Source organism: Streptomyces sp. NPDC052101 (assembly GCF_040680235.1).
GTDB lineage: Bacteria > Actinomycetota > Actinomycetes > Streptomycetales > Streptomycetaceae > Streptomyces.
Window position 1 is genome coordinate 62,942 of record NZ_JBFAWH010000028.1, and the last position, 25,599, is coordinate 88,540.

25 protein-coding genes, 2 pseudogenes and 1 riboswitch are annotated in these 25,599 nt (G+C 71.6%); of the genes and pseudogenes, 8 read left to right on the forward strand and 19 right to left on the reverse strand.

Annotation, left to right across the window (positions count from 1 at the left end; all coding sequences use genetic code 11):
* Nucleotides 1-85 precede the first annotated feature (85 nt).
* Nucleotides 86-520, forward strand: coding sequence for a hypothetical protein (locus tag AB0L75_RS34515; protein WP_365189165.1), 435 nt, complete (start codon nt 86-88; stop codon nt 518-520).
* Nucleotides 521-526: 6 nt separating this feature from the next.
* Here AB0L75_RS34515 and AB0L75_RS34520 read toward each other — a convergent pair whose 3' ends face one another.
* Nucleotides 527-1,624, reverse strand: a complete 1,098-nt coding sequence (locus AB0L75_RS34520) for a phosphotransferase family protein (protein ID WP_365189166.1) — start codon at nt 1,622-1,624, stop codon at nt 527-529.
* Nucleotides 1,625-1,638: 14 nt separating this feature from the next.
* Complete coding sequence (locus tag AB0L75_RS34525) at nt 1,639-2,739, reverse strand: hypothetical protein (protein ID WP_365189167.1); 1,101 nt, start codon at nt 2,737-2,739, stop codon at nt 1,639-1,641.
* Nucleotides 2,740-2,875: 136 nt separating this feature from the next.
* Between AB0L75_RS34525 and AB0L75_RS34530 the strand changes: the two genes are divergently transcribed.
* The gene (locus AB0L75_RS34530) at nt 2,876-3,118 is read left to right on the forward strand and encodes a hypothetical protein (protein WP_365189170.1); all 243 of its coding nucleotides are present in this window, start codon (nt 2,876-2,878) and stop codon (nt 3,116-3,118) included.
* Here AB0L75_RS34530 and AB0L75_RS34535 read toward each other — a convergent pair.
* From AB0L75_RS34535 to AB0L75_RS34560, 6 genes are all read right to left on the reverse strand, one after another.
* Entirely contained in the window at nt 3,081-4,253 is a 1,173-nt protein-coding gene (locus AB0L75_RS34535) for an acyl-CoA dehydrogenase family protein (RefSeq protein WP_365189172.1), read from the reverse strand. The two genes, AB0L75_RS34530 and AB0L75_RS34535, sit on opposite strands and share 38 nt — an antisense overlap.
* 286 nt (nt 4,254-4,539) lie before the next feature.
* Nucleotides 4,540-5,199, reverse strand: coding sequence for a TetR/AcrR family transcriptional regulator (locus tag AB0L75_RS34540; protein ID WP_365189175.1), 660 nt, complete (start codon nt 5,197-5,199; stop codon nt 4,540-4,542).
* A gap of 86 nt (nt 5,200-5,285) precedes the next feature.
* Entirely contained in the window at nt 5,286-5,426 is a 141-nt protein-coding gene (locus AB0L75_RS34545) for an SCO1431 family membrane protein (protein WP_365189178.1), read from the reverse strand.
* 147 nt (nt 5,427-5,573) lie between these two features.
* Nucleotides 5,574-6,959, reverse strand: a complete 1,386-nt coding sequence (locus AB0L75_RS34550; protein WP_365189179.1) for a peptidase C39 family protein — start codon at nt 6,957-6,959, stop codon at nt 5,574-5,576.
* A 205-nt stretch (nt 6,960-7,164) separates the two neighbouring features.
* The gene (locus AB0L75_RS34555; RefSeq protein WP_365189253.1) at nt 7,165-8,619 is read right to left on the reverse strand and encodes an amino acid permease; all 1,455 of its coding nucleotides are present in this window, start codon (nt 8,617-8,619) and stop codon (nt 7,165-7,167) included.
* Nucleotides 8,620-8,748: 129 nt separating this feature from the next.
* Nucleotides 8,749-9,705: a hypothetical protein gene (locus AB0L75_RS34560; protein ID WP_365189182.1), complete on the reverse strand. Its 957-nt coding sequence runs from the start codon at nt 9,703-9,705 to the stop codon at nt 8,749-8,751.
* Between the two features lie 272 nt (nt 9,706-9,977).
* On the opposite strand from AB0L75_RS34560, the gene AB0L75_RS34565 reads away from it, so the two are divergent.
* On the forward strand, nt 9,978-10,598 hold the full coding sequence (locus tag AB0L75_RS34565; protein WP_365189255.1) for a hypothetical protein: 621 nt from the start codon (nt 9,978-9,980) through the stop codon (nt 10,596-10,598).
* Between the two features lie 428 nt (nt 10,599-11,026).
* Nucleotides 11,027-12,889: an AAA family ATPase gene (locus AB0L75_RS34570; RefSeq protein ID WP_365189184.1), complete on the forward strand. Its 1,863-nt coding sequence runs from the start codon at nt 11,027-11,029 to the stop codon at nt 12,887-12,889.
* 66 nt (nt 12,890-12,955) lie between these two features.
* Here AB0L75_RS34570 and AB0L75_RS34575 read toward each other — a convergent pair whose 3' ends face one another.
* The 9 genes from AB0L75_RS34575 to AB0L75_RS34615 all read right to left on the reverse strand — a co-directional run bounded on the left by AB0L75_RS34575 (nt 12,956) and on the right by AB0L75_RS34615 (nt 20,323).
* Entirely contained in the window at nt 12,956-14,044 is a 1,089-nt protein-coding gene (locus tag AB0L75_RS34575; RefSeq protein ID WP_365189186.1) for a hemolysin family protein, read from the reverse strand.
* On the reverse strand, nt 14,041-15,375 hold the full coding sequence (locus tag AB0L75_RS34580) for a hemolysin family protein (RefSeq protein WP_365189187.1): 1,335 nt from the start codon (nt 15,373-15,375) through the stop codon (nt 14,041-14,043). The genes AB0L75_RS34575 and AB0L75_RS34580 overlap by 4 nt, the downstream gene beginning before the upstream one ends.
* A 225-nt stretch (nt 15,376-15,600) precedes the next feature.
* A complete protein-coding gene (locus tag AB0L75_RS34585; RefSeq protein WP_365189189.1) occupies nt 15,601-16,056 on the reverse strand; it encodes a PH domain-containing protein in 456 nt (151 codons plus the stop codon).
* 15 nt (nt 16,057-16,071) lie between these two features.
* Entirely contained in the window at nt 16,072-16,920 is an 849-nt protein-coding gene (gene hisG / locus AB0L75_RS34590) for an ATP phosphoribosyltransferase (protein WP_365189191.1), read from the reverse strand.
* A gap of 55 nt (nt 16,921-16,975) precedes the next feature.
* Nucleotides 16,976-17,248 (reverse strand): phosphoribosyl-ATP diphosphatase, encoded by a 273-nt coding sequence (locus AB0L75_RS34595; protein WP_023552153.1) that lies wholly within the window; start codon nt 17,246-17,248, stop codon nt 16,976-16,978.
* A 34-nt stretch (nt 17,249-17,282) separates the two neighbouring features.
* Nucleotides 17,283-17,768, reverse strand: a complete 486-nt coding sequence (gene ribH, locus AB0L75_RS34600; RefSeq protein WP_208901990.1) for a 6,7-dimethyl-8-ribityllumazine synthase — start codon at nt 17,766-17,768, stop codon at nt 17,283-17,285.
* A gap of 22 nt (nt 17,769-17,790) precedes the next feature.
* Nucleotides 17,791-19,080, reverse strand: coding sequence for a bifunctional 3,4-dihydroxy-2-butanone-4-phosphate synthase/GTP cyclohydrolase II (locus AB0L75_RS34605; RefSeq protein ID WP_365189194.1), 1,290 nt, complete (start codon nt 19,078-19,080; stop codon nt 17,791-17,793).
* Nucleotides 19,077-19,718 (reverse strand): nicotinamide mononucleotide transporter family protein, encoded by a 642-nt coding sequence (locus AB0L75_RS34610; RefSeq protein WP_365189197.1) that lies wholly within the window; start codon nt 19,716-19,718, stop codon nt 19,077-19,079. The genes AB0L75_RS34605 and AB0L75_RS34610 overlap by 4 nt, the downstream gene beginning before the upstream one ends.
* Nucleotides 19,715-20,323 carry a riboflavin synthase gene (locus tag AB0L75_RS34615; RefSeq protein WP_365189199.1) on the reverse strand — a complete coding sequence of 203 codons (609 nt, stop codon included), beginning with the start codon at nt 20,321-20,323 and terminating at the stop codon, nt 19,715-19,717. The genes AB0L75_RS34610 and AB0L75_RS34615 overlap by 4 nt, the downstream gene beginning before the upstream one ends.
* A 155-nt stretch (nt 20,324-20,478) precedes the next feature.
* Nucleotides 20,479-20,609: riboswitch (FMN riboswitch) on the reverse strand.
* A 354-nt stretch (nt 20,610-20,963) separates the two neighbouring features.
* Here AB0L75_RS34615 and AB0L75_RS34620 point away from each other — a divergent pair.
* Nucleotides 20,964-21,707, forward strand: a pseudogene (locus AB0L75_RS34620) (NAD(P)H-binding protein).
* Between the two features lie 175 nt (nt 21,708-21,882).
* Complete coding sequence (locus AB0L75_RS34625; protein WP_365189201.1) at nt 21,883-22,110, forward strand: hypothetical protein; 228 nt, start codon at nt 21,883-21,885, stop codon at nt 22,108-22,110.
* Between the two features lie 77 nt (nt 22,111-22,187).
* Here AB0L75_RS34625 and AB0L75_RS34630 read toward each other — a convergent pair whose 3' ends face one another.
* Nucleotides 22,188-23,453: an ROK family transcriptional regulator gene (locus tag AB0L75_RS34630; protein ID WP_365189203.1), complete on the reverse strand. Its 1,266-nt coding sequence runs from the start codon at nt 23,451-23,453 to the stop codon at nt 22,188-22,190.
* A 124-nt stretch (nt 23,454-23,577) separates the two neighbouring features.
* Here AB0L75_RS34630 and AB0L75_RS34635 point away from each other — a divergent pair, with 124 nt between their 5' ends.
* The gene (locus AB0L75_RS34635; protein ID WP_365189206.1) at nt 23,578-24,792 is read left to right on the forward strand and encodes an MFS transporter; all 1,215 of its coding nucleotides are present in this window, start codon (nt 23,578-23,580) and stop codon (nt 24,790-24,792) included.
* Here AB0L75_RS34635 and AB0L75_RS34640 read toward each other — a convergent pair.
* On the reverse strand, nt 24,752-25,210 hold the full coding sequence (locus AB0L75_RS34640; RefSeq protein ID WP_365189208.1) for a thioesterase family protein: 459 nt from the start codon (nt 25,208-25,210) through the stop codon (nt 24,752-24,754). The two genes, AB0L75_RS34635 and AB0L75_RS34640, sit on opposite strands and share 41 nt — an antisense overlap.
* Before the next feature lie 166 nt (nt 25,211-25,376).
* On the opposite strand from AB0L75_RS34640, the pseudogene AB0L75_RS34645 reads away from it, so the two are divergent.
* Nucleotides 25,377-25,532: pseudogene (locus AB0L75_RS34645) on the forward strand (nitrate reductase); the annotation flags it as partial.
* Between the last annotated feature and the right edge of the window lie 67 nt (nt 25,533-25,599).

The window sequence follows — 25,599 nt, forward strand, 5'->3', positions numbered from 1 at the left end:
TGATTACCGCCGAGGGCGGACGGGAAGTGCTTGCTGTGGTCGAGGCCGCAGTGCCTTCACGGCCCAGCCTTAGGGGGAGAATCCCATGCAGAGTGTCCATCACCCTGGTCGATCCGCGTCCAAGCGGCAGCAGTCGGTCGTCGATTCCGAGCCGGAGGGTGCCGAACCCGACGCCTTCGATGACGAACTGGACGCCTACGACACCTTCGAGGGGTTCCGGGTGGTCTGCCCGGACTGCGCCCAGCCGATCGCGCTGCTGGCGGACGAGGAGGTCCTGCCGGAGCACGCGCTGTGCGCCTCGCCGTGGAACCCGTTCGGGCTCACGGTCTGTGCGGGTACGGGCCGTTCGGCGACCGACGCCCACCCCGCGGACGAGTCCGCCGAGCCGCAGGAGCAGGACACCGCCCTGCTGCTGACGCTCCCCCAGGGTCTGGACTGGCGGACGCAGCCCTTCTCGCACGTCGGCGGCCCGGGCTCGCGCCCGATGCGCGTACCGGCGATGCGCCGCCAGGCCGCCTGAGCCGGCTCACCGTACCCAGTAGGCACCCCACACCATGGCGCGCAGGCTGTCGTGGTGCAGGATCAGTGCGTCCGGGTCCGCCGGGACGGCGACCTCCCCGAAGTGCGCCTGGCGGTAGGCGATGCGCAGCATGACGATCGCGTGCCGCAGGGCGGCGTAGAGGGTGTGGAACTCCATGTCGCGCGGGGTGTGGCCGGTCAGGCGCGCGTAGCGGGCCTCGACGCGGTCGCGGCGCAGGAAGTCCGGCAGTCCGCGCTGTCCGGAGGCGACCGAGAGGTCGTGGAAGAAGCGGTGCAGATAGATGGTCCAGCCGAGGTCGACCTCGCGCGGGGCGAGGGCCGCCATCTCCCAGTCGAGGACGGCGACGGGGTCGAAGCCGTCGTAGACGATGTTGCCGATGCGTGCGTCACCCCAGCTGAGGACGGGTTCGCCCAACTGGCGCGGCCAGAGCTGCTCCAGCCGGTCGAAGGCGGCCTCGATGAGGGGCGAGCGGGGCAGGCCGTCGATCACCCAGGCGTAGTAGGCGCGTTGGGCCGTCACATGCCGGCGCAGCGCGTCGCCGTCACCGGGAGCGGCGAGGAACTCGGCCTCACTGGGCGGCACTTGGTCGTGCAGACGTGCCAGCAGTCCGACGGTCGCGGTCTCCAGGTGCGCGCGCTCGGCGTCGCTCGCCGCATGCAGCCAACTGCCCTCGTAGGTGTACGGCATGACGTCCGGCGGCACGCGTCCGGCCACCCGCTCCATGACGAAGAACGGCGCCCCGAGCGGGCCCGGATCCTCCTCCAGCCACAGCACACGGGGTACGGGCACGTCCGTGTGCTCGGCCACCAGGCGCAGGGTGCGGTACTGGCGGGCCATGTCGTACGCGGGGAAGACCGTGTACGCCGCCGGGTCCGCCGCCAGCCGCAAGGCGCAGGCTCGCCAGGGCGTTTCGGGGTGTTCGAGGTCGAACAGCAGGGTCTCGCTGGACATGCCGTTGGAGGCCGGGACGGTGACGCCGGTGGCCTTGGCGCCGGGCAGCCGGGTGCCGAGCCAGGCGGTGAGGCGCCGGGTCAGGTCCTCGGGGTCGCGGGTGGTGGTGCGGGGACGGGGTGCGGTGGCCATGCCGGGCTCCTCCCTCAGGGCGCGACCGAGTCGAAGCCGGTGAAGCCGCTCGGGTCGTGCCGGCCGAACGAGCCGTGCTCGAAGATGCCGTGGCCGGTCCGGCCGTCGAGCCGGAAGCGGGCGGAGTGGTCGGTGACGCCGTAACCGGCCAGCGGGTGGGGCAGGGCCATGTCGTACGTCCGGCGGTCGGTCCATCCGGGGCCCCGCCATGTGCCGTGCTGCCAGTCGTCCGCCGGCGGATAGCCCGCGCCGAGCGCGAGCGGCGAGGAGGCCAGGATCTCCACGTCCAGTTCCTGCGGCCCTTTCACATCCCCCAGACGGATGACCGCCCGCTCCGGGTGGCGGGTGCCGGTGCGGTAGCCGATCTCGGCCCGGGGCCAGCCCAGTTGGCGGTCGCGGTGGCCGGGGCGGACCAGGGTGGCGTCGTTCAGGGTTCGGTAGCCGTCGGCGTCCTCCTGGGTGATGACCATCAGGAAGCGGTCCTCGAAGCGGACCGGGCACCAGATCCAGTGGAAGCCCTCGGTGGGGTGGTCGGCGGCGAGCCGTCCGCCGTCCTCGCCCGGCAGCGGCCGCACGCCCCAGCTGCGGTCCCGGGTGCCGGTCCAGTCGTCCGCGCCGACCCGGAACTCCGCTCCCCGGGCGCTGATCACGCCCTCGGCGGTGCCGGCCTGGACGAAGCGGCGGCCCTCCAGGGTGAGCCGGTCGCCCCGGCGCTGGAGGTGGTGCGGCTCCCAGAGGGCGGGGAAGGCGGCCGTCCAGGTGAGGTCGTACGACAGCTGCTCGTCCTCGCAGATCAGGCGCAGCTGCCGCAGCGGCCGCGGGACCTCGATGCGCAGCGGGCCGACGGCGAGCCGCATCCGGTCCTCGCCCAGGGCGTCCGAGGCGCGTACGGCGTGCAGGGTGTCGCCGGTGCGCAGGGTGGCGTAGGCGTCGATGACACCCAGGTTGGGGTAGACGCCCAGGCCGAGGATGAGCAGGGCGCGGCCGCTGTGGTCGAAGACGTGGAAGATGCAGCGGTCGTAGGCGTTGCGGTCGCCGGTCGCCACGTGCTTCATGGACAGCGGTACCTGGTGCACCGGGTACTCGTCGAGCGGTACGGGACGGTCGTCGGTCACGGCACCCCCTGGACGATGGTCGGCTGACGGTACGTCAGCCGACCGGAGGAGGCCAGAGCGCGGACGGGATGCGCCTGAACTGACGCTCGATTCCGCCGGGCGGTGACCTGTCCGGCCTCCGCCGCGTTGCCCGGGTATGACCCCCACGTACTGGGCCACCGGGCGTCAGCGCCGCGTCTTCGTCCCGCGCCCCGCAGAATCGCTTCCGCCGCCCGCGCCGCAGGACCCGCCGATCTACCGCGATCTCATGCGGACCTGGGCCGACCGGGGCCGGACCCTGCCGGGCCGCCACGACCCGGAGTGGATCAGGCTGGCGGCCCCGACGGTCCGCACGGGGCAGTTCAGCGACCTTCGGGTCCCGCCACGTGACGGGCGATGACCATCCGCTGGATCTGGTTGGTGCCCTCGACGATCTGCAGGACCTTGGCCTCGCGCATATAGCGCTCGGCCGGGAAGTCGGCGGTGTAGCCGTAGCCGCCGAGTATCTGCACGGCGTCCGTCGTGACCTTCATGGCCGCGTCGGTGCAGTGCAGCTTGGCCATGGCTGCCTGCTTGGCAAACGGCTTGCCGACGTCGCGCAGCCGGGCCGCCGCGAGGTAGAGCGCACGGCCGGCCTCGATCTGGGTGGCCATGTCGGCGAGCATGAAGCGCAGCCCCTGGAAGTCGGCGATGGGACGGCCGAACTGCCGGCGCTGGGTGGCGTAGGCGACCGCCTCGTCCAGTGCGGCCTGGGCGAGGCCGATCGCGCAGGCCGCTATGCCGAGCCGCCCGGAGTCGAGGGCGGACAGGGCGATGAAGAAGCCCTGGCCCTCCTCGCCGATGCGCCGGTCGTCCCCGACCCGTACGCCGTCGAGGTGGACCTGCGCGGTGGGTGAGCCCTTCATGCCCATCTTCTTCTCGGGCACCGCGCCGCTCAGGCCCGGCGCGTCACCGGGGACCAGGAAGGCGGTGATCCCGCGCGGGCCCTCCTCGCCGGTGCGGGCCATCACGGTGTAGAAGTCGGCGATGCCGCCGTGCGTGATCCAGGCCTTGGTGCCGTTGATCACCCAGCTGTCGCCCTCACGCACGGCCTTCGTCCGCAGCGAGGCCGCGTCGGAGCCCGAGGACGCCTCGGAGAGGCAGTACGCGCCGAGCAGGCCTCCGCCGAGCATGGCGGGCAGATGCTCGACCTGCTGCTGCTTGGTGCCGTACGTCGCGAGCGCGTAGGAGGCGAGTGTGTGCACGCTGACACCGAGGCCCACGGTGAGCCGCGCCGCGGCAAGCTCCTCCAGGACCTGGAGGTAGACCTCGTAGGGCTGGTCGCCGCCGCCGTACTCCGAGTCGTACGGCAGGCCGAGCAGGCCGGACTCGGAGAGCAGGGTGAAGACCTCGCGCGGGAAGTGTCCCGCGTCCTCCTCCTCGGCGGCCTTCGACGCGATCTCGCGCTGGGCGATGTCACGGACGAGCGCGAGCAGATCCCGCGCCTCCTCCGTCGGCAGCTGACGCTCCACCGGCTGCGGGTCGCGGTCGGACATGGCGTCGATCTCCTCCCTGTTCGGGCACCGGCGGTGCGGCCCGTCGGGTGGGGGCGGCTCCGCCTGGTCGTTCCGTGTGGCCGAAGGCGCCCGCTCCCGGGTCTCGGAAGCGGCTGACCAGCGGCTGTGCGCTGTGAGTATGCCCGATCAGCGACCTCCCGTCACCAGTTAACGACCGCTTACTTCAGGAAAGTCCGGCTACCCTGTGCACGCAACCCTCAGCGGAAAGTGACGTCGAGCGTCAGGCTGACGCAATCGCTCTGGGAGCCCTCCGCCGCCTTGTATGTCAGGTGCCGCGGCGGGCCGGCTGCGGTGCCCGGTAGGCCGGGTCCAGTTCCTCGACGGCGCGCAGGGCTCCGCCGAGCGTCTTCACCAGCAGCGCGCGCATGGTGTCGCGGGACAGCTCCGGGCGGTCGATCCAGTCGAGGGTCGCGCCCTCGACGCTGCACACCCAGGACAGCAGGCTCATCCGGGCCAGCGGCGCGATGTCGCTGCGGCCGTAGGCCCCTTCGGCAATGGTGGCGATGATCGCCTCGCGCACGCCCTCCCGGATGGCGTGCACCTCGGCGTCGAAGCCGACGCCGCCGCTGACGATGGTGCGGTAGGCGGCGTGGTTGTGCTCGGCGTAGCGCAGATAGCCGTCGATGGTGCGGTGGACGCGGTCCACGGCCGGCATCTCCAGGCCGCTCGCGGCGGAGGTGACCAGGTCGGCGACGGAGTCCTGGATGATCGCCAGGTAATAGCCGCGCTTGGACTGGAAGTAGTAGTAGATCAGCCCCTTGGCGACATGCGCCTGGCGGGCGATGTCGTCCATGGACAGCGCGTCGTAGGACGTGTCGGCGAACAACGCCCGCCCGATGGCGATGAGTTCGGCGCGACGCGCCGTCGAGCGCTCGGTACCACGCATCCGGGGACGGACGGCGGCACGCTGATGCGGCATATTCAATTTCGACCCTGTTCCAGGCGGTCGGCGGGACATCCGCAGTATGTCAGAACATGCCGCACACGTGAGCGGTCGCTCGGACAGTCGAGTCAGAGCAGGCCGAGCTGGGTCACGAGCATCGCGACGACCGCCACGAGGACCCAGCCCATGGCGTGCTCAAGGATCTTCGGGCCGTCTTCCTGAGGGCCGCCGGTGCGGACGCGGGTGGCGGTGGCCGGGTGTGCGGTCATGGCGTTACTCGCAAGGTCGGACGTACGGGTCGCGCGTACGGATCGCGCGTACGGATCGGATGTTCGCAGAGGGCCCGCGCGGAGCAGACCCGTTTGTCCACCTTGCCACCCGCGGCGCCTTTTGCGGCGATGAGCTTGCTCACACGGTCAGCGCACGCCCACCGCCGCGAGCGCCTTGCGCTGGCGCGGGCTCGGGTGGGCCGGGAAGTAGAGGTAGCAGACTCCCCCGCTGCCGGAGGCGACCTGACCGGAGGCGTTGTACCTCTTGGTCCGCAGCCAGATGTTCTCGAATTCCCGGCGTAGATAGACCCGCCGTACGGCGTCGTCGCTCGGCGAGGCCGGGTCGTTGGCGATCACATCGCCGTCCGCGGTGAAACCGATCACGGTCATCAGATGGCCGGACGTGCCGTAGCCGGCGCCGGTCAGCTCCGTCTTCAGGAACGACTGGGACGTTATGGCGGGAATGCCGGCCGCGATCAGCGTCTCCAGGTCGGTCAGCGAGGCGAGCCGGGTCACCACGCCCTGGAGCCCCTGGAACGTGGCCGCGTAGGCCGCGTTGAACGGCCAGTTGCCGCAGCCCTCGTACTGGTAGTCGTAGGTGAAGCGGGCGGCGTTGTCGACCTGCGGGTCGGCGTAGGAGGGGTCCACCCAGGACAGCTGCTCGGGGGTGAGCCGGCCGCCCCAGTACTCGACGATCATCTGCGAGGACGTAGGGCTGCACCAGGCCTCCCCGCCGTTGTCGTACTGCGGGTACTGGCCCTTGTGGATCTCCTGCGAGTAGCGCGGGACGGACAGTTCCTGGGCGAGGCCCGGGGTGGAGGCGGGCACGGTGAAGCGGTCGGGGATGTCCGAGCCCATGGCGCCGATCCGCCACACGGTGGGCGTGAGGCGGGTGCCGGGCCTGCGGTAGAGGGTGAGGCGCAGCCGGTACGACACCAGGCGCAGGCCGGTGCTCGCGTCGTCGATGGCGAAGGTGTCGGTCGAGACGCCGCTCTTGCCGTCCTTCTGGCCGTCCACCGAGGTCCGCTTGATGTCCTGGTCACCGGCCGCCCAGCGGCCCATCACGTACCAGGGCGTCGCGGTGCCGTCGGAGTAGGTGCCCTGGAGTTCGGCCTGGAGCCAGGTGCCGGCGGGGGTGTGCGCGTTCCAGGAGGCGACGACCTCGGTGGCGGGGACGGTGAGCCGGTGGACCGGGGCAGTCCAGGTGGCGTACTCCCAGGTGGCGGTCGTGCCGGTGTGCGGGTCGGTGTAGTCGGTGCGGCCGGCGGGGACGCCGATCACGAGGCCGGGCCGGGCGCCGCCGACGGCCCGGGTGCCCTGGGCGGCGCCGAGGCGCCACTCGCGGCATGTGGTCCAGGACTGGTAGTCGATCGGGCGGACCTGCGTCTCGTGTGTTCCGCCGGGGTCGTCGGCGTCGGTGGCGGGCCGCCCCGCGGCGACGGCAGCGGGGGCCGCTGAGCCGGCCACGGCCACGGCGACGGCAGCGGCGGCGGTGAGGACGGTGCGGCGGGACGGCTGCTGGGCTCTGCTCATGGGCGCGATTACCCCCAGGTGTCCGGGTCGGGGCTGATCTGCTGCACGGGTGTGCGCCAACTATGGAACAGGCGGCATGCCCCTGCCAGCACTTCGACGCACGCGGCGCGATGAATATTGGTCTGGGCCAGTGGAAGATCGATGACGGGGAACGGCCCCGACCCGGACGCACCGCGGTGAGCCGGGGCCGTGTGACGCCCCTGGGTCAGACGAGATCCATCGCCGCGACCTCGTCGGGGCGGCCGTAGCTGATCGGGCCCTGGAAGCGGCGGCGGGCGGTGGCGAACCACCACACGGTCGCCACGACCAGGACCGCGGCCAGCGCGATCGGCGCGTAGTTGAAGGAGTCGACGGTGATCGGCGAGGCCTGCGGCAGCATGAACAGGACGCTGCTGAGCACGATCCAGATCACCGCGAGCCAGCCCACCGGCCGCCCCCAGCGGCCCAGGTGCCACGGACCGGGCTGGAACGCGGCGCCGAGCCGCAGCCGCAGGAAGATCGGCACGGCGTAGGCGAGGAAGAGGCCCACGACGTTGACGCTGACGATGGCGGTGAAGGCGGTGTGGGACCACCAGCCCGGCACCACCAGGGCCAGCGAGCAGACCACCGCGAGCCACACCGCCTTCACGGGCGTACGGGTGCGCGGCGAGACCGAGTGCCACCAGCGGGAGCCGGGCATGGCGCCGTCGCGGGAGAAGGCGAAGATCTGCCGGGTGTTGCTGGTGAGGTTGGCAAGACCGCAGAAGAGCATCGCGCCGATGACGACGAGAAGCATGGCCTTGGCGGCGCCGAGTCCGAGACCGTCGATGAGAATCTGGACGGGCGGCGCATCGGCACCGGCAACCTTGGCGTAGTCGCCAATGCTGTAGACCAATGCCAGCATCAGGATCAGGCCGGTGATCGCCGAATAGCCGATGGCGCGCGTGATGCCCCTGGGTGCGTTGACCGTCGCGTGGACCGTTTCCTCGGACATGTGGAAGCTGCCGTCGAACCCGGTGAACGTCCAGCTCGTGACCAGCAGGCCGAGCATGCCGCCGTAAAGTCCGCTCGTGAAGCCGGTGTTGTTCTCGAAATGGGTCACGAACGACGCCGGCTGATGGTGATGGGGCATCACTATGAGTGCACCCACGATCACGACGAGTCCGATCAGCAGCCACCACACGGAAATACGGTTCAGTACGGCGACGAGCTGGACGGTGTAGGTGTTGGCGAGACCCTGCACGACGATGATCAGGGCGGTGATCAGCACCGTCTGGTGCACGGTCGGCTGGTAGGACGGCCACTGCAGCTGGATGAAGGCCTGGACGAAGGTGGCCGCCGCATAGCCGGTGGCGGCCGTGCCGCCGATCTGGCCCACGAAGTTCAGCCAGCCCGTGTACCAGGACCAGGCACCCTTGTGCCGCTTCGCGAGTTTACCTGCGGAGAAATACAGGGCACCGCTCGTCGGATAGGCCGAGGCGACTTCCGCCATGGCCGCACCGATGAGCAGCACCATGACGGATACGCCGATCCAGCCGAAAACGAGAATGCGGGGACCGCCCGCACCCATACCGAATCCGAAGGAGGAGAAAATACCCGAGAGGATATTGATGATGGTGAAGGAGATCGCAAAATTGTCGAACGCCTGGAAACGCCTGGTGAGTTTCCGCGGATAGCCCATCGCATGCAGGGTCGCGTCATCGTCGAGCACGAGCGGGTCCTGTGCCGCGCGGGCCTTCGCCCGTGGGGCCGACTTCGGTTCCGACACTGTTCGCCTTTCTCTCGGTGGGGGGGGCAGAGCACGTGCGGATCAGGCGGCTCCCGGGACGGGCAGGCCGCAGGCCCGCCGGGCCCGGGAGAGCTGCTCGGCGGGGTCGCCGAAGGCGCTCCAGGGCATGCGCGAGGCGTACGGGCCCATGGCCATGAACACCGCCCGGGCCTCGAACTCGCGCTGGGCCATGACCAGCGCATGCGCGAGGTAGGCCAGGTCGAGCACCGGGGTGAAGCGGTAACCGGCCGCCGCGGGCAGCCAGTTGTGGTAGATCGCCAGCGCGGTGGAGCGCCACTGCGGCTGTTCCCAGATGCGGTCGGCGAGCAGCTGGGTGGGGTTGTAGCTCTCCACCAGGGCCACCAGGGGCAGCAGCCGCAGGGCGGAGTCGGCGGGCGCCCGCTGGCTGAGGAAGGCGGCCACGTCCCAGGCGGCGTTGACCGAGCCGCCGTGGCGCGTGAAGAAGCACGACAGGAAGCGCTGGTGGCCCTCGCGATGCCACGGGTCCAGCGACAGCACGTGCGAGAACAGCCGCCAGGGGCCGGGCGGGGCGGTGAGCAGGCCGTGCGGGGCCGGGTCACGCAGCCGGTGCAGCCGGGCCATGGCGAGCTTGGCGACCCAGGGCGTGGGGTCCTCGGGGGCCATGGCGGCGGCCCGGTCGCAGGCGGTCAGCGCGATCCGTTCCAGCGCCTCGGCGCGCTCGTCGCGCGCGTCGGCGGCCCGCAGCGCCCGCTGCACCGCGACCCGGGCCCACATCAGCGCCGCCTCGGCTGTCGGCTCCTCGGCGAGCCAGCGCTCGACCAGATCGGTGCCGGCCGCCTCGGAGGCGAGGACCAGCGAGCGATGGGCGCGCAGGGCGAAGTCGGAACGCGTCTCGGCGAGGGCCTCGTCCGCGTATCGATAACGGCCGGCGCGCACATCGACGCATACGCTCGCCAGGACACGGTCGTCGGCCGCCGGGTGCCACACATAGTGCCCTTCGAATAACTCCGCGGCCATGTCCCCCTGCCAGTCCCCGTACGACGCATAGCGGTTGCGCTGGAGGCACCATACTCAGCTGCGGGCAGCCCCGGAACGCCGAGTTCGACATATCGGTCAGGCGATTCACAAATGTTTATTGCTGCCATTGACTGGCTGCCAGCCGATGATTCAAACCGTGACCGCCTCCGCCCCGCCCCCGTCCCGGCGGCCTAGACGGTTCTGCCGCTATGGGCCACTACTACACTGTTTCCGGAAAACCACCCGCATCGACCCACACCTGGGGAACCGTCATTCGCGACCTCGCCGCCCGGCTGCGCGGGCTTCCCCCTTCCCTCGGGCCGGTCCGGCTGATCGGCGTCGACGGGCACGCCGGCTCGGGAAAGTCCACCTTCGCCGGGCACCTGGCCGGGGCCCTCGGTGGGGCTCCGGTGCTGCATCTCGACGACATCGCCAGCCACGAGCAGCTCTTCGGGTGGACCGACCGGCTCATGGCCGAGGTGATCCGCCCGCTCGCCCGCGGCGAGAGCGCGCTCTACGCACCCTACGACTGGCACGCCCGGGCCTTCGGTGCACCGTGCCCGCTGCCGGCCGCACCCGTGGTCCTCGTCGAGGGCGTCGGCGCCGGCCGCCGGGCGCTGCGGCCGTATCTGGCCCGGCTGCTGTGGATGGAGCTGCCCAGGGAGGAGTCCTGGGCGCGTGGGCGGCTGCGGGACGGGGCGGAACAGCGGGAGTTCTGGGGCGGCTGGGTCGCGGCGGAGCGCGCGCACTTCGCCGCGGACCCCTCGCGCCCCCATGCCGATCTGCTGGTGCTGCAGACGCCGGCGGGGTACGAGGTTCTGCCGGGGCCGGGGTCAACCTCTGGGTCGGACCAAAGCGTGACCCAGAGTGACGAACCATCCGCGTTGTGGTGAAGTTGTGAAGACACGTGTGGGGGAACTTCTCCCAGTGCCCCAACTCCGCTTGACCCGGGGGCCGTACAGGTCTTACGTTCTCAATGTGCGGTGATGCGAAGCCGCCCACAGACGCGAAGCCCCCGGTTGTTCCCCCGTGATCGGGGGCTTCGTTCTGCCCTCGGGCATTTTTCCCGGCGCCTCATACACCGATCCGCTCACCCTGGGTCACGAAGCGGTGTGCGCCCCGTCTGCTCCCACCTCGTCAAACGGCCCGTGCGGCACCCTTCGGCACGCGGTCGCCACGCGGGTACGATGCCCTCGGGGCGACCTTCGATGCTGCCTCGCGCACTGGTAACTCCGGTCCGCGGCACGGCGGTTCGAGCGCGGCGGCCGTCGGGTGATCGCCCGGTGGTGAACCACGGGGGCACGGTCTGTGGGGGGACGGGATGGACTTCGGCACGCAGGGCCCCGAGGCCCCGGCCGACCTGGCCTGGCTGCGAGGGGTGGACGCCTACACGATGGGCGCCTATCCGCAGGCGGAGGAGGAGTTCCGCATCGCGGTGCGGATGGACCCGGGGATGGCGGACGGCTGGCTCGGGCTGCACGCGCTCCGGGTCGACACGACGACCTCGCTGCTCAGGATGTTCCGGCACCGCGACCGCTTCGGCGAGCAGCGCGCCCGGCATCGCAGGACGCTCAACTCCTGGTACTGGCTGGGCTGGTGGGTGCAGCCGGTGCTGGAGAGCCCGCGTGATCTGCTGCTCGCGCACGCCTCGCACTGGCTGGACGGCCGGCATGTGCCCGAGCTGGACCGGGCCCTCGCCGGGCTGCCGCCGGTCGACACCGACCCCCAGGTCCGCTTCCTGCACGCCTGCCGTGCCTATCTGGTCAAGGACTGGGAGCAGCTGGTACGGCACACCGACCCGCTGCTGGACGATGCCCTGCTCGGCATCGAGGCGGGCCTGTTCGGCGGCATGGCCAGAGTCCGGCTGGAGATGTACGGCCAGGCCGAGCCGCTGCTCTCGGCGGCGCTGATGCGCTGCCGCAGCGAGCAGCCGCAGCGTAAGGAGCTGCGCTACTGGCTGGCGCGGGCACACGAGGGGACGGGCCGCTCGGCGGCGGCGCTCCCCCTGTACCGGGCGGTGCACCGGGTCGACCCCGCCTTCATGGACACCTCGGCGCGGCTGGCGGCGATCGCCGAGGGCGACGGGTACGACGACGCCGCCGACCTCGCCGCGATCACCCTGACGGGTGCCGGGCAGGACAGCGTGGACGGGCCGGACGGCTTCGATCCGCTGTTCGGCACCGAGGGCCGTGATCTGCGGCTTCCCGAGCCGGATCTGCCGACCGGGCCCCTGCCGTCGGTGACCGATCCGTCGGTGCGGGTGAAGAGCGGGGTCTCCTCCTCGCCGATCCCGGCCGGGCCCACCGATCCCGCCCTCCTGGAGGAGGCGCTCGCCGAGCTGGAGCGCATGGTGGGGCTTGAACCGGTGAAACGCCAGGTCAAGGCGTTGTCCGCACAGCTGAACATGGCCCGGCTGCGGGCCGGGCAGGGGCTGCCGGTGCAGCCGCCGAAACGGCATTTCGTCTTCTCGGGGCCCTCGGGGACGGGAAAGACCACGGTGGCCCGGATCCTCGGCCGGGTCTTCTACGCGCTGGGCCTGCTCGGCGGCGACCACCTGGTGGAGGCCCAGCGGGCGGACCTCGTCGGCGAGTACCTCGGCCAGACCGCCGTGAAGGCCAACGAGCTGATCGACTCCGCGATCGGCGGGGTGCTGTTCGTGGACGAGGCGTACTCGCTGTCCAACTCCGGGTACGGCAAGGGCGACGCGTACGGCGACGAGGCCCTGCAGGTGCTGCTGAAGCGGGCCGAGGACAACCGGGACCATCTGGTGGTGATCCTCGCCGGCTATCCCGAGGGCATGGACCGGCTGCTGGCGGCGAACCCCGGGCTGTCCTCCCGTTTCACGACCCGTGTCGACTTCCCCTCCTACCGGCCGCAGGAACTCACCGAGATCGGGAAGGTGCTGGCCGCGGAGAACGGGGACATGTGGGACACGGAGGCGCTGGAGGAGCTGCGCTCCATCGCCGGGCATGTGGTCGAGCAGGGGTGGATCGACGAGCTGGGCAACGGACGGTTCCTGCGCACGCTGTACGAGAAGAGCTGCGCGTACCGGGATCTTCGGTTGTCGACGTATGCGGGGTCGCTGTCCAGGGAGGACTTGGCCACGCTTCGGTTGCCCGACTTGATGCAGGCGTACGGGGAAGTGCTGTCGGGTCGGGGGCCGCAGGATCCGTCGGCCATGTAGAGCGCCCCTCAAGGGGCGCGGGGCTGTGTCGGCGACCAGCCCCGCGCCCCCGTGGGCAACGACGGTCTAGGTGGCCAGTGCCTGCTCCGGCTCCCCGGTCACCCTCGGCTCCGCCAGCTTGACGTCGGCCGTCTCCCGGTGTGCCGGATCCCGGACCTCGCCCACCAGCATCTCCAGGACGTCCTCCAGGGCGACCAGGCCCAGGACCTTGCCGGAGGGACCGGCGACCTGGGCCAGATGCGTGGCCGCTCGGCGCATGACCGTCAGCGCGTCGTCGAGCGGCACCTCGGCCCGCAGGGTGGCCATGGGGCGCCAGACGTGTTGCGGAACGGCGCGGTCGGACTCCTCCAGGTCCAGGACGTCCTTGACGTGGACGTACCCCATGAAGGGCCCGTTGTCCGTGGCGGCGACCGGGAAGCGGGAGTACCCCGTACGGGCCGTCAGCTCGACGATCTCGCCCGGGGTGACCGCCGGCTCCACCGTGACCAGCGACTCCCGGCGCAGCAGGACGTCCGTCACCGGGCGGGAGCCCAGTTCCAGGGCGTCCTCCAGGCGCTCCCGCTCCTCGGGGTCGAGCAGGCCCGCCTGGCCGGAGTCCTCCAGCAGCCGGTTGAGCTGCTCGCTGGTGACGACGGCCTCGACCTCGTCCTTCGGCTCGACGCGGAACAGCCGCAGGATGCCGTGGGCGCAGGCGCCGAGCGCCACCGTGATCGGCCTGCACAGGCGGGCGAACGCCACCAGCCCGGGGCTCAGCCACAGTGCCGCCTTCTCGGGCGCCGCCATCGCGAGGTTCTTCGGCACCATCTCGCCGATGACCAGGTGGAAGAAGACCACCGCGGCCAGGGCGATGACATAGCCGAGCGGGTGCACCATGTCGTCCGGCAGGTGGACCGCCGCGAACACCGGCTCCAGCAGATGCGCCACCGTGGGCTCGGCGACCGCGCCGAGCGTCAGGGAGCACACGGTGATGCCGAACTGGGCCGCGGCCATCATCTGCGGCAGCCGCTCCAGGCCGTGGAGGACCTGGCGGGCCCGCGCCGTCCCCAGCGGTTCGATCTGGCTGCGGCGGACCGAGACGAGCGCGAACTCGGCGCCGACGAAGAAGCCGTTGGCGAGCACGAGCAGCGCGGCGAAGACCAGTTGGAGGACGCTCATCGGGCGGCCTCCATCACGTTCACCGTCGGAGCCGTCCTGACCAGGCGGACCCGTTCGGCGCGGTAGTGGCCGACCTGGCGGACCGAGAGCCGCCAGCCGGGCAGCTCGGCCCGGTCTCCGGGGGCCGGGATGCGGCCGAGCACGTCGGCGACGAGCCCGGCGACCGTCTCGTACGGCCCCTCGGGCACGTCGAGGCCTATGCGCTGGAGGATGTCGACGCGGCAGCTGCCGTCGACGTCCCAGGCGGGCTTGCCGTCCTCGGGCGGGGCGGCGGCCAGCTCGGGCACGTCCGTGGCGTCGTGCTCGTCGCGGACCTCGCCGACGAGTTCCTCGACGATGTCCTCCAGGGTGACCACGCCCGCCGTGCCGCCGTACTCGTCGACGACGACGGCGATGGGCTGCTCGGAGCGGAGCCGGGCGAGCAGCGGCTGGACCGGCAGGGTCTCGGGGACCAGCAGCGCCTTGCGGGCGATCCGGCTCACCGGGGTGCGCAGCCGGTCGTGCACGGGGACGGCGAGGGCGTCCTTGAGATGGGCCATGCCGACGATTTCGTCGATCTTCTCCCGGTAGACGGGGAAGCGGGACAGGCCGGTGGCCCGGGTGAGGTTGACGATGTCCTCGGCGGTGGCCGTGTCCTGCAGGGCGCTGACCTTCACCCGCGGGGTCATGACGTGCTGGGCGGTCAGCTCGCCCAGCGACAGGGTGCGCACGAACAGGTCGGCCGTGTCCTGCTCCAGGGCGCCGGCCCGGGCGGAGTGCCGGGCCAGGGAGACGAGTTCGCCCGGGGTGCGCGCGGAGGCCAGTTCCTCCGCGGGTTCGACGCCGAGGGCTCGTACGAGCCGGTTGGCGACCGTGTTGAGCGCCGCGATCACCGGGCGGAACAGTCGGGAGAAGTGGTGCTGGGGGCCCGCGACGAAGCGGGCGACCTGAAGCGGCTTGGACACGGCCCAGTTCTTGGGCACCAGCTCGCCGATCACCATCTGAACGGCGGAGGCCAGCAGCATGCCGACGACCACGGCGACGCCGGAGACGGCACCGCCGGGGATGCCGAGGGCGGCGAACGGGCCGTGCAGCAGCCGGGCCAGGGCCGGTTCGGCGAGCATACCGACGACGAGCGAGGTGATGGTGATGCCGAGCTGGGTGCCGGAGAGCTGGAAGGACAGCTCCTTGAGCGACTCGGCGACCCTGCGGGCGCGTCGGTCGCCCTCGGCGGCGGCGCTCTCGGCCTCCGTCGCCTCGACGGTCACCAGGCCGAACTCGGCCGCCACGAAGAAGCCGTTGGCGAGGATCAGCAGGAAAGCCGCTCCGAGGAGCAGCAGGGAGATGGTCACGCTGCCACCGCCTTCCCGGTATGTCGGGTCGGGGCGGCGCAGGTACTACAGGACGATCCGTCCATCGCTGGAGGGAGTCACTCCTCGGGTAGCAGGAACCCCTGTGCACCGGGTGGCGGCAAGGGGCGGAGGCGCAGCGAAAGGGCCTCCGCCACCAGATTAATCAAGACATGGGCCGCTCGGGCAGGGTGGGCACCCCCGAGTCAGCCCCGATCTGCCCCCGGGTCAGCCCTGATCTTCCGCCGGACGGGCGGTCGCGCGGGCTTCGGCGAGGGCCCGCAGGGCCTGCGCGTCGGCGATGGCGCGCTGCCTGGCGAGGCCCGGCTGGATGCCGAGGGCGGGCAGGCTGGTGCCGTCGCTGAGGTTGAGGAACACCCAGGGGTCACCCGGACGGAGGTTCACCTGGAGGATCTCCGCCCAGTCCAGGCGCCGCCTGCTGGCGATGTTCACCACGGTGACACCGGACTCGTCGGCGACGACCTTGACCCGGGCCAGCTGGGCCAGCACCCAGAAGATCAGCGCCCCGGTGACGACGAAGCTCGCCTGCTCGCCGGGGCTGAGCTGCTCCAGCAGCAGCGCGATCCCGGAGATGGTCAGGAAGATCGCGGCACCGGCGGTGAGCAGGATGGCCCGGGTGTGGCCCGGCCGGAAGGTGACGGGAAGGGAGGGCGTGTCGGACATCTCGGTGCGTGTCCCTTACAGGCGGCAGGCGTGGATGGCCGTGGTGAGGATGGCGCGGGCGCCGATGGCGTACAGGTCGTCCATGATCCTCTGCGCCTCCTTGGCGGGAACCATGGCACGGACCGCGACCCAGCCCTCGTTGTGCAGCGGGGAGACCGTCGGGGACTCCAGGCCGGGGGTGAGCGCGACGGCCTTCTCCAGCTGCTCGACGCGGCAGTCGTAGTCCATCATCACGTACGTCCGGGCGACCAGGACGCCCTGGAGGCGGCGGAGGAACTGCTGGACCTTCGGTTCCTCGGTGTCCGCGCCGGTGCGGCGGATGACGACCGCCTCGGACTTCATGATCGGCTCGCCGAAGACCTCCAGGCCGGCGTTGCGCAGGCTGGTGCCGGTCTCCACGACGTCGGCGATGACCTCGGCGACGCCCAGCTCGATCGCGGTCTCCACGGCGCCGTCCAGGTGGACGACGGAGGCGTCGATGCCGCTGTCGGCGAGGTGGCCCGCGACGATGCCCTCGTAGGAGGTGGCGACCGTCTTGCCCTTGAGGTCCTGGATGCCGTTCGCGGTGTTCGGCTTGGCGGCGAAGCGGAACGTGGAGCGGGCGAAGCCGAGCGGCAGGATCTCCTCGGCGTCGGCGCCGGAGTCGATCAGCAGGTCGCGGCCGGTGATGCCCATGTCGAGGCGGCCGGAGGCGACGTAGATCGCGATGTCGCGGGGACGGAGGTAGAAGAACTCGACCTGGTTCTCCGGGTCGACGATCCGCAGCTCCTTGGACTCGCGGCGCTGCTGGTAGCCGGCCTCATGCAGCATGTCCGCCGCAGGGCCGGACAGTGAACCCTTGTTGGGGACGGCGATGCGCAGCATGAGGTCGGCTTCCTTTGCGTGAAGGGGTTTCTACGGCTGTTACGGCGGGGGCGGCTTACAGGTGGGCGTAGACGTCGTCGAGGGAGATCCCGCGGGCGACCATCATCACCTGGACGTGGTACAGCAGCTGGGAGATCTCCTCGGCGGCCGCCTCCTTGCCCTCGTACTCGGCGGCCATCCAGACCTCGGCGGCCTCTTCGACGACCTTCTTGCCGATGGCATGGACGCCCTTGCCGACCAGCTCTGCCGTGCGGGAGGTGGCCGGGTCGCCGTGGGCGGCCTTCTGCTGGAGCTCGGTGAACAGCTCCTCGAACGTCTTCTTGGACATGGTGGTCCTCACCCTACGCGCTCCGGCCCGTGCCTCAGTGCCAGGGTTCAGATACTGAGCGGAGCGTGGCGGCGGTCGCGACCGCGGCGGTCACCGCCTCGTGCCCCTTGTCCTCGTTCGAGCCCTCCAGGCCGGCCCGGTCCAGGGCCTGCTCCTCGGTGTCGCAGGTGAGCACGCCGAAGCCGACGGGGACGCCGGTCTCGATGCTGACCTGGGTGAGGCCCTGGGTGACGCCCTGGCACACGTAGTCGAAGTGCGGGGTGCCGCCGCGGATGACCACACCGAGGGCGACCACGGCGTCGTAGCCGCGCCCGGCCAGCACCTTGGCGGCGACCGGCAGTTCGAAGCTGCCGGGGACCCGGATCAGGGTCGGCTCGTCGATCCCCAGCTCGTGCAGGGCGCGCAGGGCGCCGTTCACCAGACCGTCCATCACCTTCTCGTGCCACTGCGCCGCGATGACGGCGACCCTGAGGTCGCTCGCGTTGCGTACGGACAGCTCCGGTGCACCCTTGCCGCTCACGTGTTTCCTCTCCGTGCCTTGCTTACTGGTTGCCACAGGCTGCCACGGCGGGCGTGTCCAGCCAGGGCAGGTCGTGTCCCATCCGGTCGCGCTTGGTGCGCAGGTACCGGAGATTGTGCTCGCCGGCCTCGATCGGCATCGGCTCTCGGCCGGTGACCCTCAGGCCGTGGCGCAGCAGCGCGTCGGTCTTGTCGGGGTTGTTGGTCATCAGCCGGACGCTGCGCACGCCGAGGTCGGCGAGGATCCGCGCGCCGGCGCCGTAGTCGCGGGCGTCGGCGGGCAGGCCGAGTTCGAGGTTGGCGTCGAGGGTGTCGCGGCCCTGCTCCTGGAGTTCGTACGCCCTGAGCTTGGACAGCAGGCCGACGCCCCGGCCCTCATGGCCGCGCAGATAGACGACCACGCCCCGGCCCTCCTCCTGGATGCGCTCCAGGGCGGTGTCCAGCTGGGGGCCGCAGTCGCAGCGCAGGGAGCCGAAGACGTCGCCGGTGAGGCATTCGGAGTGGACGCGGACCAGGACGTCCTCGCCGTCGCCGATCTCGCCGTGGACCAGGGCGACATGCTCGACGCCGTCGACGGTGGAGCGGTAGCCGTAGGCGGTGAACGTGCCGTGCTTGGTGGGCAGTCGGGTCTCGGCCTCGCGGCGGACGGTGGGCTCGCTGCTGCGGCGGTAGGCGATCAGGTCCTCGATGGAGACGATCGTCAGCCCGTGCTTGCGGGCGAACGGGATCAGCTCGGGCAGGCGGAGCATCCGGCCGTCCTCGCCGGCGATCTCGACAATGGCGCCGGCCGGGCGGAGCCCGGCGAGCCGGGCGAGGTCCACGGCGGCCTCGGTGTGGCCGTTGCGGACGAGGACACCGCCGGGCTTGGCCCGCAGCGGGAAGACATGGCCGGGGCGGACGAAGTCCGTCGGCTCCGCCGTGCCGCCCGCCAGCAGCTGGAGCGTGGTGGCGCGGTCGGCGGCGGAGATGCCGGTGCTCACCCCGTGCGCCGCGGAGGCGTCGACGGACACGGTGAACGCGGTCTTCATCGACTCGGTGTTGTCCTCGACCATCTGCGGCAGCCGCAGCCGGTCGAGTTCCTCGCCCTCCATGGGGGCGCAGATGAGTCCGCGGCACTCGCTCATCATGAAGGCGACGATCTCGGGGGTCGCCTTCTCGGCGGCGACGACGAGGTCGCCCTCGTTCTCCCGGTCCTCGTCGTCCACGACGACGACCGGGCGGCCGGCCGCGATGTCGGCGATGGCCTGCTCTATGGGGTCGAGCCCGAAGCTCTCGATGGTGACCGTGTCGTACAGAGGCGGTGCCGAGGTCATGCCGGGGCTCCTTCCAGGACGGGCTGCGGGTCCCGGCGGGAGCGCAGCCACCAGTCGCGCATGCCCCACAGGACGAGTGCGCCGTAGATGACGTAGACGAAACCGGAGAAGGCGTAGCCATTGGCGAAGTTGAGAGGGACGCCCACGAGGTCGACGAGCAGCCAGGCGATCCAGAACTCGACCATGCCCTTGGCCTGGGCGTACATGGCGACGATGGTGCCGACGAAGATGTACGCGTCGGGCCAGGGGTCCCAGGACAGGGACGGGTAGGCCGTGAAGAGCAGGGCCACCGCGACCGTGCCGGCGGCGGCCGCGCCGAGCATCGCCGCGCGCTCGCGCCAGGTGGCGAACCGGGGGGCGATATGGCCGTCCGCGGACCGGCCCTTGCTGCTCTGCCACTGCCACCAGCCGTACAGGGCGACGACCATGACGACGACCTGCTTGCCGGCGCTGCCGGTCAGATGGCCGTAGAAGGCGGCGAAGAGGACGAGGCCGGAGAGGAACTGCACGGGCCAGGTCAGAAGGGAGCGGCGCCAGCCGAGGGCGAGGGTGATCAGGCCGAGGATGTTGCCGACCATGTCCGACCAGATGATGCGCTGGCCGAAGAGGGTGAAGGCCTCGGAGTTCAGCCAGTTCACTTGCCCGCTCCGCGGGCGCGGTCGCCGAGGAGGCGCTCGACGTACTTGGCGACGACGTCGACCTCGAGGTTGACCGGGTCGCCGGGCTGCTTGTGGCCGAGCGTGGTCAGGTCGAGGGTGGTCGGGATGAGGCTGACCGTGAAGTAGTCCGGGCCCGCCTCGACCACGGTGAGGCTGATGCCGTCGACGGTGATGGAGCCCTTCTCGACCACGTAGCGGGCGAGGTCGGCGGGGAGGGAGACCTTCACGATCTCCCAGTTCTCGGAGGGCTTGCGCTCCAGCACCTCGCCGGTGCCGTCGACATGGCCCTGCACGATGTGCCCGCCGAGGCGCGCGCCCACGGCCATGGGGCGCTCCAGGTTGACGCGGGAGCCGACGGTGAGCGCGCCGAGGCTGGAGCGGTTCAGGGTCTCGGCCATGACGTCGGCGGTGAACTCGTCGCCCTCGTGCTCCACGACGGTGAGACAGACGCCGTTCACGGCGATGGAGTCGCCGTGCTGGGCGCCCTCGGTCACGACGGGGCCACGGAGCTTGAAGCGGGAGGCGTCGCCGAGGTTCTCGACGGCGGTGACCTCACCCAGCTCTTCGACGATTCCGGTGAACACTTCCCGGGTCCTCCTGCCTCATTCGGGCACGGACTCCGGGGCCTGTCGATGACGACAGAATGGACGAGTGAGCACACCGGGGCGACGCCGACAAGGACCCGTCCGCGTACGGACGAGCCCAGATACGACGGCGCGCACGGAGACGTGCCCGCTCGCCGCGCACTGCCTCCCATCCGGACTTTAACCGTCGGTCCAGGAATTTCACCTGGTCAACCGGCCGCTGGAAGCGACCGGGTCGCGGACTGTAACCGCCGGTTCGGACTTTCACCGACCCCGGAGTGCGCTGCTTCTGGTACAGGGCCAGTGTGCCACGCCGAGTGGACGTACAGACAGACGGCGGGTGTGGGCTCCCTCACAGCGCGTGTCGCCGGTCTTGCGCGGAGCAGTCATGGCGTACAACTGCCGTACGACCAGGGCGGGTTGCCCTTGGTCCGGACCCATTGACCACACTGGTCTAGTCCTTTTAGGGTGCGGACGGGTCCGGTGGCGGTGACGACGGCCCTTGCCCGCCGCCGGACCGCCAGGCCGGTGCCGTCGCGGCCGGGCCGGCCGGCATGTCACATTTCCGCGCTCTGCGCTGTCTCAGCGGGTGAGGGTGCTCCGATCGGGGGCACACGGAGTCCGAAGGGACGGGACCGGCATGACCACGATCCTGGTGACCGGCGGTACCGGCACGCTCGGCCGGCGGGTGACGGAGCGGCTGCGGGCGGACGGGCACGAGGTGCGGGTGCTCAGCCGGCACACGCAGCCGTACGCCGTCGATCTGCGCATGGGCGGGAGCGGGCTGGACGCCGCGCTGGCCGGCGTCGAGACCGTGGTGCACTGCGCGAGCGGCACGCGGGGCGGGGACGAGTAGGCGGCCGGGCATCTGATCGCGGCCGCCCGGCGGGCCGGAGTGGGCCATCTGGTGTACATCTCCATCGTCGGCGTCGACCGGGTGCCGCTCGGCTACTACAAGACCAAGCTGGCCGTGGAGCGCCTGATCGAGGCCTCGGGGCTCGGCTGGACCGTCCTGCGCACGACCCAGTTCCACGACCTGCTGGTCACGATCCTGGGCGGGCTGGCCAAGCCGCCCGTCATGCTGGTCCCGGCCGGGGTCCCGGACCAGCCGGTGGAGGTCGGTGAAGTCGCGGACCGCCTGGCCGACTTGGCGCTCGCCGCTCCGGCCGGACGGGTGGCGGACATGGGCGGCCCCGAAGTACGGTCCCTCGACTCCCTGGCCCGCGCCTACCTCCGCGCGACCGGCCGGCGCCGGGCCGTGGCACAGGTACCGCTGTTCGGCAGCGCCTATCGCGCCTGCCGCGCGGGCGGACTGCTGACACCGGAACAGGCGGTGGGCAAGACGACGTTCGAGGAGTACCTGGGCCGGCGCTTCGGCGACTGACGGGACGGGAGGGAGACGGGGCGCACGGCACGCAGCGCTGCTCGACGAACTCGCCCCGAGCCTACGGCCGTTGCCGGAGGGCACGCGGGGCCGCGCAGCGAACTCACCCAGGGGTAAGGCCGTTGCCGAGAGGATCGCCTGGTTCCAGGACCTCGGCCCCGAGGCGCGATCGGCAGTGCCGCACAACCCGTCGGTCCTCGGGTCCAGCAACCTGATCGGCATCCGGCTCGGCAAAGTGGCCGGCCCGGCGCCGGGCCGTGAGTGGCTCAAGGCCTTCCGGCTGCTGATCCGTGTCCTGGGGCTGGCGGACATCCGCGGACGGGAGCGCCTCCGCGGCGCCGGCCGCGGCCATGGCCGGCGCCGGTTGCCGGCCGTCCCCGAGCCGGGGGTACCGGCCGGCTGAGGGGGTGACGCGCTGCCGGTTCCGGTGCGGGGTATGGCCCGGCCGGCTCCTGGCGGACGGCCGGGGCCGGCAGGCCGTCAGTTCCGGTCCGGGGGTGTGAAGAGGTCGTCCTGGGCGCGGTCCCGGGCGGTCAGCAGGGCCCCGCGCAGCACCGCCGTACCGCCGAGGGTGCTCGCCCGCACCTGAGTGAGCAGCGGCGACATCCGGCGAAGCCGGTCCTCGACGAGCCCCGCGAGCACCGGGCCGCCGGCCTGCCCGGCTTCCCCGCCGAGCACCACACAGCCGGGATCGAGTACGGCCACCACGGAGGCGGCGCCGACCGCGATCCGGTCGGCGAGGGCGTACAGGAAGCGGTCGGCCGGGCGTTCGGTACCGGAGGCAGCCGTGTCCGTACGGCCCTCCCCCGCCGTCGCCGCCACGGCCTTGCGCACCACCAGCGCCGCGGCCGGCCCGTCCATCGCGGCCGGGACCGGCAGGCCGCACTCCGCCGCCAGGGCACCGATCGCCGCCGCCCCCGCCAGCGAGTGGAAGCCGCCGTCGCAGTCCCTCGCCGAGGGAAGCGAGCCGGTGCCCGGGACCGGCAGGAAGCCGATCTCGCCGGTGCCGCCCGAGGCGCCCCGGCGCAGCGTGCCGTCGAGGACGACCGCCGCACCGACGCCGTGCCCGAGCCAGAGCAGGACGAAGGTGTCGCGGTCCCGGGCGGCGCCCTCGCGCTGTTCGGCCAGGGCGGCGAGGTTGGTCTCGTTCTCCACGGTGACGCGGGCCCCGGGCAGCCGTTCCTGCAGGGCGGCGGCCAGGCTGCGGTGCCACTCGGGCAGTCCGCCGGAGTCACGGAGGTCTCCGGTGGCCGGGTCGACGAGGCCCGGCGCGCCGATGCCGACGGTGTGCAGCCTCCCCCATGCCCGAACGCTGTCGCGCGGGGGCGCCCCCGTCGCCCCGGCCTCCTTCAGGGTCCGCTCCACCGCGGCCACCGCCTGCTCCACGGCGGGTCCGGTCCCGGTGTCCCCGCCGATCGGCACGGACGCCTCGGCGAGCACCCGCCCGAGCAGGTCGGAGACCAGGACGACGACACCGCCGGTGCGGACGTCGAGCGCGGCCAGACGGGCCCGGTCGGCGACGATGCCGTACAGCCGGGCGTTGGGGCCCCGGCGCTGCTCGCCGGACTCGCCGACCACGGTGATCAGTCCGGCGGCGCTGAGCCGTTCCACGAGGTCGGCGACCGTCGGCCGGGACAGACCCGTGTGCTGCTTCAACTGCCCTGCCGTGAGCGGGCCTTCCTGCTGCAACAGGCGAAGGGCCAGGCGGTCGTTGATGGCCCGGGCGGTGCTGGGTGATGCGGGCATGACGGGAATCCTCGCAGATCGACGCGCGCGGGACGGCGGCCGTAAAACCGTCTATCTATCAGGCAGGGTCCCTGATAGTTTACGCCGCGAGCCGAGAGGACGACCTGTGGGGAGGGACCGGAACATGGGTGAGGTGGGCTGTGCTCGTGAGGAGGTCAGGCGCGCCCGGTACGCCGTGGCGGCCGTGTTCGCCGTGCACGGCGCCGTGACCGGCTCCTTCGCCACCCGGGTGCCGTGGATCCGGGAACACGCCTCGCTGAGCGCGGGCCAGTTGGGGTTCGCGCTGGCCTTCGGGGCGTTCGGCGCCTCGTGCGCGATGCCGCTGGCGGGCTGGATCAGCCACCGCTTCGGCAGTCGCACGGCCCTGCGCGGGCTGCTCGCGCTGTGGACGCTCTCCCTGGTGCTGCCGTCCCTGGCGCCGAACCTGTACACCCTGTGCCTGGCGATCTTCGCCTACGGCGCGAGCGCGGGCATGTCCGACGTGGCGATGAACGCCCTCGGCGTCGAGGTCGAGCGGCTGCTCGGCAGGTCGATCATGTCGGGGCTGCACGGCATGTGGAGCGCGGGCGCCCTGACCGGTTCGGCGGCCGGCACGCTCGCCGCGCACCTCGGCACGGACGCCCGGCTGCACTTCGTGCTCGCCTCGGCCGTGCTCACCGTGCTCGGGCTGGTGGCCTGCACCTGGGTGCTGGACCTGCAGCCCGCGGCGGACGAGGAGCCGCCGCCGCGGTTCACGCTGCCGCCGCGCTCGGCGCTGCTGATCGGCACGGTCGGCTTCTGCGCGGTGTTCGCGGAGGGCGCGAGCCTGGACTGGTCGGCGGTGTTCCTACGGGACCGGCTGGACAGCTCGGCCGGTGTCGCGGCGGCCTGCACCACCGGATTCATGCTGACGATGGCGGTGGCGCGGATCGCCGGGGACGCGGTGGTGAACCGGTTCGGCGCGATCCGCACCGTCCGGACCGGCGGCATCCTCGCCGCGCTGGGCGGGGTGCTGATCGTCCTCGCCGGGCATCCGGCGCCGGCGATGGGCGGGTTCGCGCTGATGGGGCTCGGTATCGCGGTGGTCGTACCGCTGTGCTTCGCGGCGGCCGGGCATGCCGGGCCGAATCCCAGTCAGGCCATAGCGGGCGTGGCGACGATCACCTACACCTCGGGGCTGGTCGCGCCGAGCCTGATCGGCGGGGTGGCCCAGGCGACGAGCCTGGTGGTGTCGTTCTGTGTCGTGACGGCGCTGGCCTGCGGGCTCGCGGTGTTCGCGGGTGTGCTGCGCACGGCCGGGCGGGTCGGCCGGCCCGAGTTCAGCCGGCCGGCCGGAGCAGTTCCCGGCCCACGGCCCTGAAGGCGTCGGACCAGGGCGCCGGGCGCATGGTCGTGGCGTCGAGCCGGACCAGCACCCGGGTGCCCCGGGCGTAGGTCTGCGTCCCGTCCGCGGAGCAGAACCGGAAGCCGTAGGTCAGTCCGGTGGTGCCGAGCCGTTCCAGCCAGAGGTGGACGGCGTAGGTGCCGGGGCTGGTCACCGGCGCCTCGTAGCTGATGCTCAGTTCGCGGACCGCGTTGCAGGCGTCGCCGGCCGCGTGCCAGTCGCCGTCGAAGCGGACGCCGTGCTCGTTCCACAGCTCGGTCCAGGCGCGCTCGACCATCAGCGGGTAGCGGGCGTTGTGCAGGAGTCCGAGCGCGTCGAGGTCGTCGAAGTGCACGATGACGGGGATCAGCCGGCCGTGCGAGACGACGGGGGCTGTCGGGGCTTCGGCGGTCACGGGAGGGACTCCTCAACGTCGCTGTGGTTGATGATTCATCCTAAGCGAGCGCTCAGAGACCCCTTCCGGGTCCTGGAGGCCTGGCTGAGGTGCAGCCGTGACAATGGGGTGCAGCCGTGACAATGGTGCAGACCTCTTCACGTACGTAAGAAAGCGAAACCCCACCATGGACCTCGGCGTGCGCTGGAAACTGCACGGTGACGGGCGCACGCCCGCGCCCGGAGCGGTGGTACGCCCCGATGAACGGCTCTCCTGGCCCCGCACGGTGGGCCTGGGCGCCCAGCATGTGGTCGCGATGTTCGGCGCGTCCTTCGTCGCACCGGGCGTGCATCACTAGGGGTCCGCACTGTCGCGGGTCTCCATATGCCCCGGTTTATTGACGGATGTTC

Excerpts from the sequence above, each read along its gene's own strand:
- AB0L75_RS34515 (WP_365189165.1), top strand. The coding sequence starts at position 86 with ATGCAGAGTGTCCATCACCCTGGTCGATCCGCGTCCAAGCGGCAGCAG.
- AB0L75_RS34520 (WP_365189166.1), bottom strand. The coding sequence starts at position 1,624 with ATGGCCACCGCACCCCGTCCCCGCACCACCACCCGCGACCCCGAGGAC.
- AB0L75_RS34530 (WP_365189170.1), top strand. The coding sequence starts at position 2,876 with ATGACCCCCACGTACTGGGCCACCGGGCGTCAGCGCCGCGTCTTCGTC.
- AB0L75_RS34535 (WP_365189172.1), bottom strand. The coding sequence starts at position 4,253 with ATGTCCGACCGCGACCCGCAGCCGGTGGAGCGTCAGCTGCCGACGGAG.
- AB0L75_RS34545 (WP_365189178.1), bottom strand. The coding sequence starts at position 5,426 with ATGACCGCACACCCGGCCACCGCCACCCGCGTCCGCACCGGCGGCCCT.
- AB0L75_RS34550 (WP_365189179.1), bottom strand. The coding sequence starts at position 6,959 with ATGAGCAGAGCCCAGCAGCCGTCCCGCCGCACCGTCCTCACCGCCGCC.
- AB0L75_RS34555 (WP_365189253.1), bottom strand. The coding sequence starts at position 8,619 with ATGGGCTATCCGCGGAAACTCACCAGGCGTTTCCAGGCGTTCGACAAT.
- AB0L75_RS34560 (WP_365189182.1), bottom strand. The coding sequence starts at position 9,705 with ATGGCCGCGGAGTTATTCGAAGGGCACTATGTGTGGCACCCGGCGGCC.
- AB0L75_RS34570 (WP_365189184.1), top strand. The coding sequence starts at position 11,027 with ATGGACTTCGGCACGCAGGGCCCCGAGGCCCCGGCCGACCTGGCCTGG.
- AB0L75_RS34575 (WP_365189186.1), bottom strand. The coding sequence starts at position 14,044 with ATGAGCGTCCTCCAACTGGTCTTCGCCGCGCTGCTCGTGCTCGCCAAC.
- AB0L75_RS34585 (WP_365189189.1), bottom strand. The coding sequence starts at position 16,056 with ATGTCCGACACGCCCTCCCTTCCCGTCACCTTCCGGCCGGGCCACACC.
- hisG (WP_365189191.1), bottom strand. The coding sequence starts at position 16,920 with ATGCTGCGCATCGCCGTCCCCAACAAGGGTTCACTGTCCGGCCCTGCG.
- AB0L75_RS34595 (WP_023552153.1), bottom strand. The coding sequence starts at position 17,248 with ATGTCCAAGAAGACGTTCGAGGAGCTGTTCACCGAGCTCCAGCAGAAG.
- AB0L75_RS34605 (WP_365189194.1), bottom strand. The coding sequence starts at position 19,080 with ATGACCTCGGCACCGCCTCTGTACGACACGGTCACCATCGAGAGCTTC.
- AB0L75_RS34630 (WP_365189203.1), bottom strand. The coding sequence starts at position 23,453 with ATGCCCGCATCACCCAGCACCGCCCGGGCCATCAACGACCGCCTGGCC.
- AB0L75_RS34635 (WP_365189206.1), top strand. The coding sequence starts at position 23,578 with ATGGGTGAGGTGGGCTGTGCTCGTGAGGAGGTCAGGCGCGCCCGGTAC.